Genomic DNA, 16,019 nt, shown 5'->3' with positions numbered 1-16,019 from the left:
TCCTCAGAATGGCAGCACGTAATCCAGCGCACGCTGGCCGTAGCGCGGCTGTTGCACCGCTGTGATCTGACCTCGCCCGCCATAGGAAATCCGCGCGGCGGCGATCTTGTCATAGGTGATCTCGTTCTGGCGCGAGATGTCGGTCGGCCGCACGAAACCCGCGACAAGCAGCTCGCGCAGTTCGAAATTCACCCGCACCTGCTGGGTGCCCTCGATCTCCAGCACGCCGTTGGGCAGCACGCCGACGACCGTGGCGGCCACGCGCAGCTCCAGCTTTTCCTCGCGCTTGACCGATCCCTTGCCCGCGCTTGACCCGGACGAGGCAATCGACACCGCATCATCCAGCGAAGCGCCGTCGGGCAATTGCGAATTGATCCGCTGGGGAAGCCCCAGCAGCCCCGGGACCGACAGGCTCTCGGAGCCCGATCGCTGGCGCGAGGTATCGTTGGAAATCTCGGCGCTTTCGTCGATTTCGATCACCACGGTCAGGATGTCGCCCTTGGTCTCGGCCCGCCGGTCGCCCAGCAGGGATTGCCGCGATCCGCTCCACAGCGACGCGCCATCGACGGCACGGTTGGGCTCGGCATACATCGGCAGGCCGGGCCACAGCATGGCCACCTGTTCATCGCCCTCTTCGACGGGGGTGAAATTCGGCTTGCCGGTCGGATCCATGTCGCAACCGGCCAGGGCGGCCAGCAGAAACGCGGCGCACCAGGGGAAAAATCGCATCAGCGTACCTCGATCGTGCCTTGTTCGGTCACCCAGCCCGAGATTGTCGTTCTGGAGGACAGGTTCATCACCCGCACCGTGTCGCCGATCCCGCCGCGCGACAGGGCGCGGCCTTCGGTCGAGATCTGCAACCCGTCCCGCGCATAGACCAGCGTGACGATGTCGTTGCGCTGGACCAGGGCCGGCGGGCCAAGGTCGCCGTGGCGTACGGGCCGCCCGGCATAAAGCGCCACCCGGGATTCCAGCCCGTCCACGCTGTCCTCGACGGGCCAGGTGCCGGGCACATCGACCGGCTCCTGGCGAAAATCCTCGCGGGTGACGATTTCCTGCGCGCGGATATTGCGCAGCGGGATCAGCACGTCGGCCCAGGCCGGCGGCCCCAGGACAAGGGTCAGGACAAGCAGGCTGCGCATCATCTCACCTGCGTCGTTGCGCCCATCATCTGGTCGGCGGCCGAGATCACCTTGGCGTTCATCTCGTAGCCCCGCTGGGCCTCGATCAGTTCGGTTACCTCGCGCACCGCGTCGACCGAGCTGCCCTCCAGGTAACCCTGTCGCAACCATCCCAGCCCGTCTTCGCCCGGGCTGGACACCAGCGCCGGCCCCGAGGCCTCGGTTTCGGTGAACAGGTTGTTGCCCATGGCCTCCAGCCCCTTGGCGTTGGCGAAGCCGGAGAGGGTCAGCTCGCCCAGCAGCTGGCCTTCGTTGTTGTCGATGAAATAGGCATAGACCTCGCCAGCGGCATTGATCGAAATCGACCGGGCATCGGTGGGGATGGTGATCTCGGGCACGACGGAAAAGCCGTCCGACGTCACGATCAGCCCGTCGGGCGAGCGTTTGAACGACCCGTCGCGGGTATAGGCAGCCTGGCCCGACGGCAGCGTGACCTCGAAATAGCCTAGCCCCTCGACCGCCAGGTCCAGGTCATTGCCCGTCTGCGCCAGGGCGCCCTGGGCCAGGTGCACGGTGATCGACGAGGGCCGCACCCCCAGCCCGACCTGCACCCCGGTCGGCAGGACCGTCCCGTCGCTGGCATTGATCGACCCGGCCCGCGAGACCTGCTGGTAATGCAGGTCCGAGAACTCTGCCCGCCGGGCGTTGTAGGCGGTGGTGTTCATGTTGGCCAGGTTGTTCGAAATGGTCTCGACCCGCAATTGCTGGGCGCTCATGCCCGTTGCGGCGATTTTCAAAGCGCGCATTCTGCCTCACTTTCGATGTCACTTGATCATGATCTTGACGGCGGCCCGGACCCGCTCGTCTTCGGTTTCAAGGAAGCTTTGCCCCATCTCGTAGGCCCGCTGGACCTCGATCATCCGGGTGATCTGTTCGATCGCATTGACGTTGGAGCCTTCCAGAACACCCTGCAGCACGCGGGCCTCGGGCGCGCCTTCGTAGCCGTCGGGCGCGTCGAACCGCACGCCTTTCTCGCGGGACATGGCCTGGGGATTATTGGGCAGGAAGACACCCAGCTGGCCCAGCGGCTGCCCGTCGGTGCTGATCGTGCCGTCCGACGCGACATGGATGCTCTCGGCCGCGGCGGGGATGAAGATCGGCGCCTCTTCGGTGTCCAGCACGAGGTAGCCGTCAGGCGTGCTGAGCAGCCCCTCGCCATTGGGCGAAAATACCCCGGCCCGGGTCAGCTTGGGCCCGCCAGGCGTGTCGACCAGGAAGAACCCGTCGCCTTCAATGGCAAAATCGAAGGTACCCCCGGTCTGGGTCAGCGGGCCCTGGGTCAGCTCGGTCATGTGCGCGCCGGCATGGCCCATCGACACGGCGCCGGTGCCCTCGCCCTTGATGTATTCGGAAAACACCAGCCCGCCGCCGCGATAGCCCGTGGTCGAGGCATTGGCGATGTTGTTGGCCACGACCTGCATTTCGCGCAGCAGGCCAGATTGGCGGGTCAGCGTGGCATAAGATGCGCCTTCCATCAGGATCCTCCGATGATCAGCGGGACAAGCTGGGTTTCCCAGAATGCCACCAGGGTTTCGGTCATGAAGCCCATCGACACCCAGAAGACGGCGACGATCGCGGCCAGTTTGGGCACGAAGGTCAGGGTCATTTCCTGGATCGACGTCAGGGCCTGGAACAGGCCGACGATCAGGCCGGTCGCCAGGGCCACCACCAGGATCGGGGTCGAGATCATCACCGCGACCCACAGACCCTGGCGCAACACGTCAAAGAAGACGGCTTCGGTCATCGGGTCAGACCGGCATCCGCAGGATTTCCTGATACGCCTCGACGACCTTGTCGCGCACGGTGATCGCCGTTTCGACGGCCAGCTCGGTCTGGGCCAGGGCATGGACCAGCGCATGGGGATCGGCATTGCCGGTCATTGCCGCCTGGGCCGCGGCTTCGCCCTGGGCCAGGGTCTGGGCGAAGTCGCCGGCCGCGTTGCGCAGCATTTCGCCCGGTGCGGGGCCGCCGGCCGTGGCGGCGCCTGTCGGATCGGTTGCAGGTTTGGCCTGGGCATAGCCACGGGCCGCGGAAAACGCGTTGAGGTCCATTCTGGTCTCTCCTGGTTCGGCGGTTTATCGGCGCAGCAGATCCATCAGCCCGGCCGACATCTGGCGGGTCTGATCGAACATCTTGAGGTTGGCTTCGTAGCTGCGTTGGGCTTCGCGGGCGTCGGCGATCTCGATCATGACGTCGACATTGGATCCTTCGAAATGGCCGGTATCGTCGGCCAGCGGGTGGGACGGGTCATAGACCTCGCGCAGGTCGCTGCGATCCAGCTGCAGGTCGCCGGGGCGCACGGTTGTCACGCCCTGGGGATCGGTCTCGGTGCGAAAGGTGATCATCTTGCGGCGATAGCCCGGCGTGTCGGCGTTCGAGATGTTTTCGGCCACGTGGCGCAGGCGCGCGGCCTGGGTCTTCAGCGCGCCGGAGGTGACGGTCAGGGCGGTGGAAAAATCGTTCATGATCCGGCTCCTCAGCTGCTGCCCAGGCTCATCCGCAGGACCGACATGGCCGAGCGATAGACGGCCAGGGCGCGGTCGTGGTCCTTCTTGACCTCGGCGGCGCGCACCATCTCGTCTTCGAGCGAAACGCCGTTGCGGTTGGGGGCCAGGCTGTCTTCGGTCGTCGGGTCGGCGGCGGCGACATCCACGGGGCCAAGCGCCGCGCCATGGCCGGGCCGGGTGCCGCGCATCGTGCCGGGCTGGTGCTGCTGTGGGGCAAAGACCTGCGAGAACGATGGCAGATCCTTGGCGCGGTATCCCGGCGTATCGGCATTGGCCACGTTCTGGGCGATCAATGCCTGCCGGGCGCCGGCATGCACGGCCATGGCATGCGCGGTCTGGAAGACGGTCAGTTTGCTGAACATCGGGGCTTCTCCCTCGATTGGTTTCAATCAAGGCTTAACTCCGATTCCTTTAGAAACCGTTCTCAGGGTTAACTCGGAGAACCGGGATCATGACGGAACTGCAAAAACTCGCCACGCGGATCGACAAGCTGCAGGCAACCTTTCCCATCGGACATGTCACGGCTGTCAACGGCGGACTGATCGACGTGGCCGGGCTGGGCGATGTGGCCGGGATCGGGGATCGCCTGCGCATCGCCCGGCGCGGTGGCTCGGCCCTGTCGGCCGAGGTCGTGGGGCTGGGACGCGACAACGTGCGCGCGCTGCCGGACGGGCCGTCGAACAACATCACGGTGGGCGATACCGTGCGGCTCTGTGCGGCTGTCGATTTCGCCCCGGACGACAGCTGGATCGGCCGTGTCATCGACCCGATGGGCCAGCCGGCCGATGGCAAACCGCTGGTCCGGGGGCAGGTTGCAAGGGACATTAATGCTGCGCCGCCAACGGCTTCGGCCCGTCGCCCGCTGGGCGCGCGGCTGGAAACCGGGCTGGCGGTGTTCAACACGATGCTGCCCGTCGTGCGCGGTCAGCGAATCGGCCTTTTCGCGGGATCGGGGGTCGGCAAATCGCAGCTGATGGCCACCTTCGCCCGCCAGCTGGAAGCGGATGTCGTGGTGATCGCTCTGATCGGCGAACGCGGCCGCGAAGTCGGCCATTTCGTGCGCGATGTCCTGGGTGCAAAAGGCATGTCACGGTCGGTTGTTGTCGCGGCCTCTTCGGATCAATCGCCGTTGATGCGCCGGCGCTGTGCTGGCGCGGCCATGGCCGTGGCTGAACATTTCCGGGACGCCGGGAAACAGGTCCTGTTGCTGGCCGATTCGGTGACCCGTTTTGCCGAGGCTCATCGCGAAATAGCCGTTGCGGCGGGCGAGCCGCCCGCCCTGCGGGGCTATCCGCCATCGACCGCGGCAATGATCGGCGGGCTGTGCGAGCGCGCCGGCACCGGGATGGATGGCCAGGGCGACATCACGGCGATTTTCTCGGTTCTGGTGCCCGGATCGGACATGGAAGAGCCGGTCGCGGATATGTTGCGCGGAGTTCTCGATGGCCATGTTGTCCTGTCGCGCCGGATCGCCGAACGGGGGCGCTATCCGGCCATCGACCTGCTGCAATCCGTCTCGCGCAGCCTGCCCGACGCCGCGACAGATGCCGAGAACACCCGGATCGGCGAAGCGCGCCGCCTTCTGGGCGCATACCAGCAGGCCGAAGTCATGATCCAATCGGGGCTGTATGCTGCTGGCAGCGACCCCTTGCTTGATCAGGCCGTCCGGGCATGGCCCGAACTCGACGCCTTTATCGCCAGGTCTGAACCCGGGGACATAGCGTCGAGCTTTGACCGGCTGAGCCTGATTTTGCGGCGGGCCGGCGTGGGGCCGTCCCGTTAGAAAGCATGTCAGGCCGAGGCTTGCAGCAATTGCAGCGCGGCCGAAGCCGAGGAATAGCTGCCTGCGTTCTGATTGATCTGAACGCGGGCCATGTAAGCGGTCACGAGTTTCTCTCGTTTTTCTGGGTCGGTGAATTGCGCGATGGAATCCTCTCCGAACATGCGCAATGCCTTGTCCTGAAAATACTCAAGCTGCCTGTCCAGATCGACCGAGCTGATCCCGGATGGCAGGCCCAACCCCGTTTCGAACAATTCGCGCAATGGCGGCTCGCCGAGGATATTGTACCAGAGTGCGCGATCGCTCTTGTCTTCGGCGGCCATGGTTTCAAGCGTGCGCTCACCATAGAGCGCGATGCGCATGCTGTCATCCTGGTTGCCGACAGCCACCTCGAAGGACTGGGCTTCGAACTTGGCAATGACCTCTTCGGCGAAATAGGATAGTTTCGTGCGCTGTACCTGTTGGGGGCCAAATCCGAAGGCGTCGGAGAAATCCTTGTAGCGATCATCGGCCAGCCGGTTGGCCAGGGCATCGTCGGCCGATGTGCCGTCTTCGAGGATCTTCTGGATGAAGTATTTGTTGTTGATGTCATCCTGAAGGCCAAAGGCCCCCAACGCCACGGACAAGAGCCGGCGATCCGCGACCAGTTGTTCAGCGGTGTCTATTTTCGCGAGATTCTCGCGAAAATAGTCCACGTCGCGCTGTACCGAAGCCGATTGCGTGAAGGCCTTGAACTGGTTGTCGTAGGTGGCCTGCAGGAAGCGCCAGCCAAGCAGGCCCGAGCCCGCGACGATGGGTTGGTATGTCATGATGCACGAGACGCCAGAAGGCGATCTTCCCTGGGCAGAAGCGCACGAAGCGCCTTGAGGCAACGATAATGACGGTCTTCGATCAGTGCTTCAGTGGCCTCCGACAAGGCCGCGCGGCTATCGGGATCGGTGAAGACCTGGCTGAGTTCCTCGATCCTGCGGAGCAGCGGCAACCGGGCTTCGGCGGGGTCGAGATCGCCTGACAGAAGCAGCTGCGCCGAATAGCAGACGCGTCGAACCGGCGTGTTCGCCTCCTCCGGATGAATCGCGTCGCGCAGGCGCAAAATTCGCGCATCGGGCGTCAGTATCTGTAGCCGACTGCGGCGATCACCGTTTTCGATGACGGCACCGTTGATCAGGATCCTTTCCTTCGGTCCCAGTTTGAGGACAAGTCCAGCCATTATTCTGTCCCCCCTCTGAGCCCGCGAAGAACGGCCATGTTGATGTCGATCAACGGGGCCACCTGGGCCTTGCGTTGCAGCACGGCGCTGGTGTGGCTGTGCGTGAACTCGGCCAGGTAGAAGAGCCGTGCGCGCAGGGCGTCGGGCAACTTGTTGTTGGGATCCGCGACGTCGATGGCAAAGACGTTCCAAAGGCGTTTGTTGTCGTGAAGCGCGGAGGCCAGGGCCGCAAATCCGCTGGGGCCTTTGTCGGCGGCGGTCTTCAGGCGGCGGGTGATTTGGGCAAGTATATCGTATTCTATGGATTTTTCCGATCGAGTTGGGGCTCGTGCGGATCCATACCCTTGTCGTGCTGCTGCGATATTGGTCACTTTGGTGCCTGTTTTTTTGATTTGGATTGGGGGTGCCCGGCCTGTTCAGGCCGGGCCAGGGCGATCCTGTTACTGGAACAGCGACAGGATGGTCTGCGGCGCCTGGTTGGCGATCGACAGGGCCTGAATGCCCAGCTGTTGCTGGGTTTGCAGCGCCTGCAGCTTTGCCGATGCCTCCTCCATGTCGGTATCGACCAATGCCGAGATCCCGACCTTCATCGCATCCATAACCTTTGTGACAAATTCATTCTGGTCCTCGATCCGTCCGGCCGAGGCACCGAGGGCCGCGGTTCCATCGACGGCGGCCTGGATCAGCGTTTCGATATCGTCCAGCGACGCATCCGCAGCCGTGGCGCTGGTGACATCGACGGTGGTCAGATCGAGGTTGGCCTCGAAATCGACCGAAGCGACGGTGATACTGGCTGCGCTGACACTGCCCGACGCGTCGCGATCCAGCGAGGACAGGATCGTGATGCCGGCGTTGCCGGCGGTATTGAGCAGGTTGCTGCCGTTGAACTGCGAGGCCTGTATGATCGACGTGATCTGGTTCTTCAGCTCATCCACATCGGCCGAGATCTTTGTGTGATCGACATTGCTGCCCGTGGCGGCGACGACCTTTTCCTTCATCTCGTTGAGGATATCGACGATTTGCTCGGACCCGGCCAGGGCCACGGCAACCGTGGATTCCCCCAACGACAGCGAGTCGGAGACGGCCTTGAACCCGGCGACATCGGATTCCATGACCTTGGAAATCCCCCAGATGGCGGAATTGTCCTTGGCAGAGCCGATTTCCAGACCCGTCGAGATCATGTCCTGGGTCTTTTCGAGACCGGCGCTGATCGACTTCAGGGTTTGCAGTGCCACCAGTGCACTGGCGTTCGTGAGAATACTGGACATTTCATGTTTCCTTGCATCCCGCTGGGCCTTCTTGCCCGCGGCTACGCCCGTTTCAGGGCTTGAGCGTCATTCGAACGGCTGAGCCCCGGCCGATGATCGGCCGGGGCGATAGGGCGGACTTACCGGAAGAGCGACAGGATGGTCTGCGGCGCCTGGTTGGCGATCGACAGTGCCTGAACACCCAGCTGTTGCTGCGTCTGCAGGGCCTGGAGCTTGGCCGAAGCCTCTTCCATGTCGGTGTCAACCAGCGACGAAATGCCGACCTTCATGGCGTCCATCACCTTGGTCACGAACTCGTTCTGATCCTCGATCCGGGCAGCCGAAGCACCCAGGGCAGCAGCGCCATCGACGGCTGTCTGGATCAGTGTTTCCATCGCGGTGATCGAGCCATCCGCTGCGGTCGAGCTGGTCACGTCGACGGTGGTCAGGTCGAGGTTTGCTTCGAAGTCGACCGAAGCCACGGTGATGTTCGCGGCCGTCACGGCGCCGGATGCATCGCGGTCAAGCGACGACAGCACGGTGATGCCGGCGTTGCCCGCAGTATCCAGCAGGTTGGTGCCGTTGAACTGCGATGCGGCGATGATCGATGTGATCTGGTTCTTCAGCTCATCCACATCGGCCGTGATCTTGGTATGATCGACGTTCTCGCCGGTTGCGGCGACGACCTTCTCCTTCATCTCGTTGAGGATATCGACGATCTGCTCGGCGCCGGCGAGGGCGACGGCAACCGTGGATTCCCCCAGCGACAGCGAGTCCGACACGGCCTTGAAGCCGGCAACGTCGGATTCCATCACTTTCGAGATACCCCAGATGGCGGAGTTGTCTTTTGCCGATCCGATCTCCAGACCGGTGGAGATCATGTCCTGAGTCTTTGCGAGGTCATTGCCGATAGACTTCAGGGTCTGCAGTGCGACAAGCGCACTGCTGTTCGTCAGAATACTGGACATAGTCAGGTTCCTTGCGTCCTTGGGCCTCAATAACTGCCCGGTTACACCCCTTTGCGGGCCTTGAGCGTCATTCTGACCTGTGCGCCAAATCAGGTTCCCTGGCGCGCCATCCTGTGTCGGGATGCGAGTACCTTTGTGGCCTCAAGATGCTAATGGAGTGCTAAATCGCGATCCAGAATTCAGATGGATTTGAGTTAAAGGGCCGTCAGGCGCGCTTTTCCAGTTTCTGTTCCGTGGGGGTCGCAATCTGGTGCCGTTTGCCGTCGCGATCATAGGTCGCCAGGCTCTGGCGCACACGGCGCAGCTCGGCCATGCGGTCGGCAACGGCGCGTATGCCAGCCATGGCACTGCCGAGAAGATCCTGATTTCGCGACATCTTCTTTCGGACGCCCTGCAGGTTCCCGGCCTCAAGGCTGTCGAGCGCGTTCAGTTTCGACACCAATTCTTCCTTTGTGTCGTGAAGCCGGGCCAATTCGTCGATATCGCCGGAAACCAGCGCCTGCCGCTCGGCGTCAAGCAGATGGTCAAGGTCCTCGACGAGCTGATCGATGGAAGCTGTCGTCATGTCACGTGTCCTTCAGAGCATGGTAAAGTGATTCAGCCAGTCCAATTCCGCCGGACCGGACCATCTGTTCCGCCTGTGCGCGAACGAGCAGCGACTGGAACTGGTCTTCGCCCGCGCCGCCCCCGAACATGTCGGGCGTGTCGTGCAGTCCGGCCGATTTCAGCATTTCCGCGAGAAAGATGGTTTCAAGTTCCTGGGCTGCATGACGCAGCGGGTCGGCTGCCGCGGCGTCCCGGGGGCCGGGCGGCGGCAGCGCCGATAAGGTGATCATTCTGATGCCTCGAATTCATTCTAGATTTTTCCAGTCTGACCATAGAGCGGTAAAGAAAACGGTAATGGCTTTCGGGTCAGGATGACGTGGTGGGAAGAAATCCTGGAGACGTCATGTCCGATCTTTTGTCCATTCTGGGTGCCGCCCCTGCGGATGCGGGTGCAAAGACGGTTTTGCGCTTGTCCGATACGGCCACCTCACTGAATGGAAACGACTTTTCCAACGTGTTTCGGTCTTTGGCCCAGGCCGATGCCCGGATCGCCGAAGGGTTTGCCGCCATCGCGCAAAAAGGCGATCCGGAGACAAAGGCCGACGAATCAGAAGATGTTTCAACTGCTCCAGTTGATGCGAAAGTTGATGCCGAAAAAGACGAGCAGAAGCCCGAAAGTCCTTTCAAGACGGACGTGTTCGAGGCGGAAGAAGCGTCGCCTATTGCGACAGACTCAAGCACGACTTGGGAAACAGATTTGGAAGAGCACCCCCTCCAACTTGGTGCAGCAATTGACGCACCAGTGGAGGATAAACCGGATCGCACGATCCCGGGCGAGCCTCGGCAAAAGCCGATGCCGCACCCTGTGGAGGCCATTGTTCAGCATGTGATTTCAAGGGAAACGGCGCGTTTCACCCCGCCTGCAACCGTCGAAACGGCTCCCTTGCCACCAGCGGTTGATCCCGAGCTCAGACCCGCACCTGCCGTGTCGAGCTCTCCGTTGGCTTCGTCTGCATCCGACATTCCGGCAACGCCTCAACAGGGGCCAATTCCCGTTGATGCCAAGGCTGCCTCGGTCGTGCCAGTCCTTCCTCGAACCGTCCAAAGGCCCCCGGGGGCCGATGCCGAACCGGCGCCATTGATCCAAACTCATGGAGAGACACGTCGCCCGGTTATGCGCCCGGAGGTGACGCCAGTCGTCTCGACCCCGATGGCAAAAACGCCGGAGCCTTCGGGGCCTGGAGTCCCAATTCGACCCGAAGCCAGCCAGCCGACGACGGCCCATGCGCCGGACGTTAAACCTGTCCAAGTCCCCGCGCAGCCTGCAACGATGGCGCCACCGGAACAGGGAAACAAACCGATCGCAGCTCCGACTGGAGCGGAGATCGAATCCCCTTCCCCACGCGGCCCGATCGAAACACCTCAACAACAAAAGGCAACTCCAACTGCAGTCGCGGTCGCGCCACTTGATACGCCACGCGCGCGCCCGTCTCAGGGTGAGTCCCCGAAAGGGACGACCAGCGAATTGGAGCGATTGCCATCGACTGAACCGACCCGCAAGGACACAACCGGCGCCGTTCCCACTCAGATCAATTCAACACAGTCGCGACCGGCCGATCCCAACCGAGTTGCCCAGAACCCTGCGCAGCCTACAGCGATTGATATGACGTCTCCAGCCGCGCCGGAGCAGCGCGGCGATGCACCGGCTACATTCTCGGCGGAACCAACTCCGCGCAGCGTCGAGCCCGTGCCCGGTCAACCGGCACATCTGGCGTCTTCGGCTCGGCCCGAAGTGGCGCGGGATATCGGACGCCAGATGGCCGCGTCCATCAATCCCGCCGCTGACGGATCGATCGACATCGCGCTCAGCCCGAAGGAGCTTGGGCAAGTCCGGATGACCCTGTCTGTCAGCGAAACAGGCGTGACCTTGCTGGTCAGCGGTGAGCGGGCGGAAACCGTGGAGCTGATGCGCCGCCATGCCGCCGAACTTAGCGCCGCCTTCCGCGAGATGGGCTATGAAAACATCGCGTTTTCGTTTGGCGCCGGCGGACACTCGACGATGGCCGGGCAAGGGGGCGACCAGGACAGCACCGCGGGGTCGGGTGGGCCGGCCGAAGGGCCCGGGCTGGACATCAGTGAAGCGTCCACACCCCGCGGTCGGGGGCCTGCCGTTTCGGACGGTGGCCTGGACATGCGACTCTAGGAGCAGACATGAGCGATCTTGCCACCGCATCGGCCTATTCCCTGGCCAGCGCGCCACAGACGGCGTCCGAGAATTCGACCACGACAACGTCCGAGGCCACGCTGTCTTCGGATTTCGAAACCTTCCTCAAGATGTTGACCGCCCAGGCCCGCTACCAGGACCCGTTGGAACCCCTGGACTCGTCGGAATATGCCGCCCAGCTGGCGCAATTTTCGATGGTCGAACAGCAGGTCCTGACCAACGAGAACCTTGGTATCCTGCAGGCTCAGGTCGCTATGACCAACATGGAGCTGCTCTCGGGCATGATCGGGCTGGAAGCGCGCAGCTACGCCGGAGCCTATTTCGACGGCGCGCCGATCACCATAACGCCGAACCCGGCGGCGGCGGCGGATACCGTTTACCTTGTTGTCTATGATGCGGACGGGACCGAGGTGGACCGGCAATCGCTGCCGGTTTCGGCCGAGCCCGTGGATTGGGATGGCACGAATTCCAACGGCGACACGTTGCCCGACGGCCATTACACCTTCAATGTCGAAAGCTGGGCCGAGGACGAGGAGCTGCTCGACGAACCGGCGGCCTCCTATTCCGAGATCGAGGAGGCCCAGTCGCTGAACGGTCAGACCGTCGTGGTTCTCAAGGGCGGCATGGCCATTGCCACCGGCGCGATCACGGGCCTGCGCAAACCGTCCGACGGCGAGGTTGCGCCGCCGGAGACTCCGACAACGCCGCCAACGGCAGAGCCAAGCGAGGTCTGATCGGGGCCACGACAGTGTGGGCCCAGCGGATCATGTGTCCAGGGCGGTGGGCCGGGCATACCCGGCCCCCGGACCGCTCAGGCGCGGCCGACCGAGACATATTGCCGGAACCCGGCCTTCTCGGCGGTCTTGCCGTCGTAGACATTGCGCAGGTCGGCCATGAAGGGGGTCGTCATGGATTGCGCCAGCCGGTCGAGGTTCAGGGCGCGGAACTCGTTCCATTCGGTCAGGATGGCGATCGCATCGGCGCCATCGGCGGCCTCATAGGCGTCTTCGACCCAGGTCACACCAGGCAGCAGCGCCTCGCCTTCGCGCCGGCCCTGGGGATCGACGACGCGCACCTTGGCGCCGGCGCCGACAAGGGCAGGCACGACCGTCAGGGCAGGGGCCTCGCGCATGTCGTCGGTGTTGGGTTTGAAGGTCACGCCCAGCACCGTGATCGTCTTGCCGTTCACGCCGTCTTCGAACAGGTCGACGACCTTGTCGACCATCCGCCGGCGGACCTCTTCATTGACCTTGATGACCGTCTCGACGATCTGGATCGGCTGGGCATGATCCTGGCCGATCCGGGCCAGGGCCCTGGTATCCTTGGGAAAACACGACCCGCCATAGCCCGGCCCGGCATGCAGGAACTTGTTGCCGATCCGCCCGTCCAGGCCCATGCCCTGGCTGACCATCTTCACATCCGCGCCGACCCGTTCGCACAGCGCAGCGATCTCGTTGATGAAGGTGATCTTGGTCGCGAGGAAGGCATTGGCCGCATATTTGATCATCTCGGCGCTTTCGAGATCGGTGGCCAGGATCGGGAAATCGCGCAGGTAGAGCGGGCGATAGATCTCGGACATGACATTGCCCGCGCGGTCGTTTTCCACACCGACGACAATCCGGTCGGGCCGCATGAAATCGTCGATCGCCGCGCCTTCACGCAGGAATTCGGGGTTCGAGGCAACGTCGAAATCGGCGGCTGGATTGGCCTTGGCCACGACGTCCTTGACCTGCCGGTTGGTGCCGACGGGCACGGTGGATTTTGTCACGATCACCGCATAGCCGGTCAGGGCCTGGGCGATTTCCTCGGCCGCGGCCATGACATAGGTCAGGTCGGCATGGCCATCGCCGCGCCGGGTCGGGGTGCCGACGGCGATGAACACCGCATCCGCGCCGTCGACCGCCTCGTTCAGGTTTCCGGTGAAGGTCAGCCGCCCGGCTTCGACGTTCTTCGCCATGAGAACATCCAGCCCGGGCTCGTAGATCGGCACCTGGCCGGCGTTCAGCATCTCGATCTTGTCGGGGTTCTTGTCGACACAGACAACGTCATGCCCGAAATCGGAAAAACAGACGCCCGAGACCAGGCCAACATAGCCCGTTCCGATCATTGCGATTTTCATGCGTTCGTCCTCAAAAACCTTTTCAGGTCAGGGATGGGCGATCCATGCTGCGCTGTCAACCGGGGCGGGATCGCCCTAGAGATCCGCCAGGCGCATGCCCAGATAAGCGGCAGGGACCACGATTCGCCGGTAGCGACCAAAGGGGAAATGGCCCGGATCGCGGCGCATGGCGGCGGGGACGGCAGCGGGATCGTCGCCCAGCAGGTCACCCGCGATCATGTGCCCGGCCCAGGAGCCCATGGCCACGCCATTGCCGTGATAGGCCAGCGCGGCATGAAGCCCGGGCCGGCCGGGAACCGCACCGATATAGGGCGCCTGGTTGCGCGCCAGGCAGACCATACCGGACCAGCCGAAAGGCGTTTCGACCCCGCTCCAGGCCGGGAACATGGTTTCGAAATCCTTGCGGACACGGCGCAGGGCGGCGGCCTCGACCCCGGGCGACGACAGGATGCCGCCGCGCATGCCGAACAGCATCCGCCGGTCGGGCATCAGGCGGAAATAATGCAGCAGGTTGCGGCTGTCATAGCTCATCTGGTGCGAGCTCCAGCCTTGGGCGGTGAGCTCGTCATCGGTGAGCGGACGGGTAACCAGCACGCTGGACTGGGCCGGCATGTAGCGCGCGGCGAGCCAATCGGGCAGGTTGTCACTGGAATAGCCGTTGGTCGCGATGATCACCCGGTCGGCCCGCAGCCGGCCGCGCGCATGGTACAGGACCTGCCCGTCGCCTTGCGGTTCGATGGCCGTGATCTGCGTGTCCGAACTCAGCGTCGCGCCGGCGGCGCGGGCGGCATTGGCTATGCCGAACAGGTACTTGCGCGGGTTCAGCGCAAAACCCCGGGGCGTGGTGATCGCCCCGTGCGCGCCGGCCATCCGCATGCCCATGCCGTCGAGCTCGGCCGCGGAATGAATGCGCGGTTCGACACCGTAATCCTCGGCGATGGTCTCGGCATCGCGGGCGAAATCGCGCGGCACCCGGGCATTGTGGGCGATCAGGGTCTCGCCCTCGGAATGGGTGTCGGCGTCGATGCCGTGGCTGTCGAGCTGGTGCGCGACCAGGTCGATCGCCGCCACTTCGGCCGCGCGATAGGCCCGCCGGCCCTCGGCGCCGAAATGCCGGGTCAACGCCGTGTTGGAGATCTTGCCTCCGCCCAGGCAGCAGAACCCGCCATTGCGACCCGATGCGCCAAATCCCGGCGGTCCGGCCTCGCAGACGGTGACCGACAGGCCGGCCCGGGCCAGCCGCAGCGCGGCGGTAATCCCGGTGAACCCGCCGCCGATCACGGCCACGTCGCAGCGTGTGTCGCCCGTCAGTGCAGGCCAATCCGGCGCAGGCGCGGTCTGGTCCCACCAGCAATTCGCCCGGGGTGCCGGGCCATAGGTGTAGTTCGGGAAAATGCGTTTCATGCGGTGCGTTGCGCCAATCGTTCGTCGGCTTCGGCCTTCACCCGCGCCCGCTTGGTCGAGATCGAGGCGATGATCACGCCGACGGTCACGATGCCGATCATGATGGTCGACAGGGCGTTGATTTCGGGCGTCACGCCCAGGCGCACGGCCGAGAAGATCTTGATCGGCAGGGTCGTCGCCGAGGGCCCCGAGGTGAAGGACGCGATCACCAGGTCGTCGAGCGACAGGGTAAAGGCCAAGAGCCAGCCGGAAATCACCGCCGGGGCGATGATCGGCAGGGTCACCAGGCGAAAGGCCTCGGCCGGGGAACAGCCCAGGTCGAGCGCGGCCTCTTCCAGCGACTGGTCGAAGGTGACCAGCCGCGACGACACCACGACCGACACGTAACACATGGAAAACGTCGTATGCGCCAACACGATTGTCAGGATGCCGCGATCCAGCCCGATGCCGATGAAGAGCAACAGCAGCGACAGGCCGGTGATGACTTCGGGCATCACCAGCGGCGCATAGATCATGCCGGAAAACAGCGTGCGGCCAAAAAACCGCCCCCCGCGCACCAGCACATAGGCCGCTATTGTTCCCAGCACCGTGGCAATGGTCGACGAGAAGAACGCCACGCGGATGGTGACCCAGGCCGCGTCGAGAAAGGCCTCGTTGCGGGCCAGTTCGCCGTACCACTTGGTCGAAAACCCGGCCCAGACGGTGACCAGCCGGCTTTCGTTGAAGCTGTAGACCACGAGGATCAGCATCGGCAGGTAGAGAAAGGCGAAGCCCAGCGTGAGCGAGACGGCGTTGAACGGTGACAGCTTGTTCATGCGAGGGCTCCGGTGGCT

At 63.7% G+C, this 16,019-nt stretch carries 21 protein-coding genes; 3 read left to right on the top strand and 18 right to left on the bottom strand.

Going from position 1 to position 16,019, the window contains the following annotated elements; genetic code table 11:
* Window positions 1-3: 3 nt before the first annotated feature.
* The 8 genes from flgH to ACK3BB_RS02820 are packed head-to-tail and all read right to left on the bottom strand — an operon-like array spanning window position 4 to window position 4,050.
* The gene (gene flgH, locus ACK3BB_RS02855) at window positions 4-729 is read right to left on the bottom strand and encodes a flagellar basal body L-ring protein FlgH (protein ID WP_428927223.1); all 726 of its coding nucleotides are present in this window, start codon (window positions 727-729) and stop codon (window positions 4-6) included.
* Entirely contained in the window at window positions 729-1,142 is a 414-nt protein-coding gene (gene flgA / locus ACK3BB_RS02850; RefSeq protein ID WP_428927222.1) for a flagellar basal body P-ring formation chaperone FlgA, read from the bottom strand. Before flgA ends, flgH begins: the two co-directional genes overlap by 1 nt.
* Complete coding sequence (gene flgG, locus ACK3BB_RS02845; RefSeq protein WP_428927221.1) at window positions 1,142-1,927, bottom strand: flagellar basal-body rod protein FlgG; 786 nt, start codon at window positions 1,925-1,927, stop codon at window positions 1,142-1,144. The genes flgA and flgG overlap by 1 nt, the downstream gene beginning before the upstream one ends.
* Before the next feature lie 18 nt (window positions 1,928-1,945).
* Window positions 1,946-2,656, bottom strand: a complete 711-nt coding sequence (locus tag ACK3BB_RS02840; protein ID WP_428927220.1) for a flagellar hook-basal body complex protein — start codon at window positions 2,654-2,656, stop codon at window positions 1,946-1,948.
* Window positions 2,656-2,925: a flagellar biosynthetic protein FliQ gene (locus ACK3BB_RS02835; RefSeq protein WP_428927219.1), complete on the bottom strand. Its 270-nt coding sequence runs from the start codon at window positions 2,923-2,925 to the stop codon at window positions 2,656-2,658. Before ACK3BB_RS02835 ends, ACK3BB_RS02840 begins: the two co-directional genes overlap by 1 nt.
* 4 nt (window positions 2,926-2,929) lie before the next feature.
* Window positions 2,930-3,232 carry a flagellar hook-basal body complex protein FliE gene (fliE, locus tag ACK3BB_RS02830; RefSeq protein ID WP_428927218.1) on the bottom strand — a complete coding sequence of 101 codons (303 nt, stop codon included), beginning with the start codon at window positions 3,230-3,232 and terminating at the stop codon, window positions 2,930-2,932.
* A 24-nt stretch (window positions 3,233-3,256) separates the two neighbouring features.
* A complete protein-coding gene (flgC, locus tag ACK3BB_RS02825) occupies window positions 3,257-3,646 on the bottom strand; it encodes a flagellar basal body rod protein FlgC (protein ID WP_428927217.1) in 390 nt (129 codons plus the stop codon).
* A gap of 11 nt (window positions 3,647-3,657) precedes the next feature.
* Window positions 3,658-4,050 (bottom strand): FlgB family protein, encoded by a 393-nt coding sequence (locus ACK3BB_RS02820; RefSeq protein ID WP_428927216.1) that lies wholly within the window; start codon window positions 4,048-4,050, stop codon window positions 3,658-3,660.
* Window positions 4,051-4,136: 86 nt separating this feature from the next.
* On the opposite strand from ACK3BB_RS02820, the gene ACK3BB_RS02815 reads away from it, so the two are divergent.
* Window positions 4,137-5,471, top strand: a complete 1,335-nt coding sequence (locus ACK3BB_RS02815) for a FliI/YscN family ATPase (protein WP_428928807.1) — start codon at window positions 4,137-4,139, stop codon at window positions 5,469-5,471.
* Between the two features lie 8 nt (window positions 5,472-5,479).
* Here ACK3BB_RS02815 and ACK3BB_RS02810 read toward each other — a convergent pair whose 3' ends face one another.
* From ACK3BB_RS02810 to ACK3BB_RS02780, 7 genes are all read right to left on the bottom strand, one after another.
* A complete protein-coding gene (locus ACK3BB_RS02810) occupies window positions 5,480-6,277 on the bottom strand; it encodes a DUF1217 domain-containing protein (RefSeq protein ID WP_428927215.1) in 798 nt (265 codons plus the stop codon).
* Entirely contained in the window at window positions 6,274-6,678 is a 405-nt protein-coding gene (gene flbT, locus ACK3BB_RS02805) for a flagellar biosynthesis repressor FlbT (protein WP_428927214.1), read from the bottom strand. Before flbT ends, ACK3BB_RS02810 begins: the two co-directional genes overlap by 4 nt.
* The gene (gene flaF, locus ACK3BB_RS02800; protein ID WP_428927213.1) at window positions 6,678-7,049 is read right to left on the bottom strand and encodes a flagellar biosynthesis regulator FlaF; all 372 of its coding nucleotides are present in this window, start codon (window positions 7,047-7,049) and stop codon (window positions 6,678-6,680) included. The genes flbT and flaF overlap by 1 nt, the downstream gene beginning before the upstream one ends.
* A gap of 69 nt (window positions 7,050-7,118) precedes the next feature.
* Window positions 7,119-7,946 (bottom strand): flagellin, encoded by an 828-nt coding sequence (locus tag ACK3BB_RS02795; protein WP_428927212.1) that lies wholly within the window; start codon window positions 7,944-7,946, stop codon window positions 7,119-7,121.
* A gap of 119 nt (window positions 7,947-8,065) precedes the next feature.
* A complete protein-coding gene (locus ACK3BB_RS02790; RefSeq protein ID WP_428927211.1) occupies window positions 8,066-8,893 on the bottom strand; it encodes a flagellin in 828 nt (275 codons plus the stop codon).
* 205 nt (window positions 8,894-9,098) lie between these two features.
* Window positions 9,099-9,458 (bottom strand): flagellar biosynthesis protein FlgN, encoded by a 360-nt coding sequence (locus tag ACK3BB_RS02785; RefSeq protein WP_428927210.1) that lies wholly within the window; start codon window positions 9,456-9,458, stop codon window positions 9,099-9,101.
* A 1-nt stretch (window position 9,459) separates the two neighbouring features.
* Window positions 9,460-9,729: a rod-binding protein gene (locus tag ACK3BB_RS02780; RefSeq protein WP_428927209.1), complete on the bottom strand. Its 270-nt coding sequence runs from the start codon at window positions 9,727-9,729 to the stop codon at window positions 9,460-9,462.
* 113 nt (window positions 9,730-9,842) lie between these two features.
* Here ACK3BB_RS02780 and ACK3BB_RS02775 point away from each other — a divergent pair, with 113 nt between their 5' ends.
* The gene (locus ACK3BB_RS02775) at window positions 9,843-11,642 is read left to right on the top strand and encodes a flagellar hook-length control protein FliK (RefSeq protein ID WP_428927208.1); all 1,800 of its coding nucleotides are present in this window, start codon (window positions 9,843-9,845) and stop codon (window positions 11,640-11,642) included.
* Between the two features lie 8 nt (window positions 11,643-11,650).
* Window positions 11,651-12,397 (top strand): flagellar hook capping FlgD N-terminal domain-containing protein, encoded by a 747-nt coding sequence (locus ACK3BB_RS02770; RefSeq protein ID WP_428927207.1) that lies wholly within the window; start codon window positions 11,651-11,653, stop codon window positions 12,395-12,397.
* A gap of 77 nt (window positions 12,398-12,474) precedes the next feature.
* Here the strand turns inward: ACK3BB_RS02770 and ACK3BB_RS02765 are convergent, their stop codons facing one another.
* The 3 genes from ACK3BB_RS02765 to ACK3BB_RS02755 all read right to left on the bottom strand — a co-directional run bounded on the left by ACK3BB_RS02765 (window position 12,475) and on the right by ACK3BB_RS02755 (window position 16,001).
* The gene (locus ACK3BB_RS02765; protein WP_428927206.1) at window positions 12,475-13,782 is read right to left on the bottom strand and encodes a UDP-glucose dehydrogenase family protein; all 1,308 of its coding nucleotides are present in this window, start codon (window positions 13,780-13,782) and stop codon (window positions 12,475-12,477) included.
* Window positions 13,783-13,857: 75 nt separating this feature from the next.
* Complete coding sequence (locus tag ACK3BB_RS02760; protein ID WP_428927205.1) at window positions 13,858-15,186, bottom strand: NAD(P)/FAD-dependent oxidoreductase; 1,329 nt, start codon at window positions 15,184-15,186, stop codon at window positions 13,858-13,860.
* On the bottom strand, window positions 15,183-16,001 hold the full coding sequence (locus ACK3BB_RS02755) for an ABC transporter permease (RefSeq protein WP_428927204.1): 819 nt from the start codon (window positions 15,999-16,001) through the stop codon (window positions 15,183-15,185). Before ACK3BB_RS02755 ends, ACK3BB_RS02760 begins: the two co-directional genes overlap by 4 nt.
* Window positions 16,002-16,019: the final 18 nt, after the last annotated feature.

This window comes from Marinibacterium sp. SX1 (assembly GCF_050389775.1).
In the GTDB taxonomy this organism is placed as follows: domain Bacteria; phylum Pseudomonadota; class Alphaproteobacteria; order Rhodobacterales; family Rhodobacteraceae; genus Marinibacterium.
Note: the sequence above shows the minus strand (reverse complement) of the source record. Positions and strands in the feature narration are given on the sequence as shown.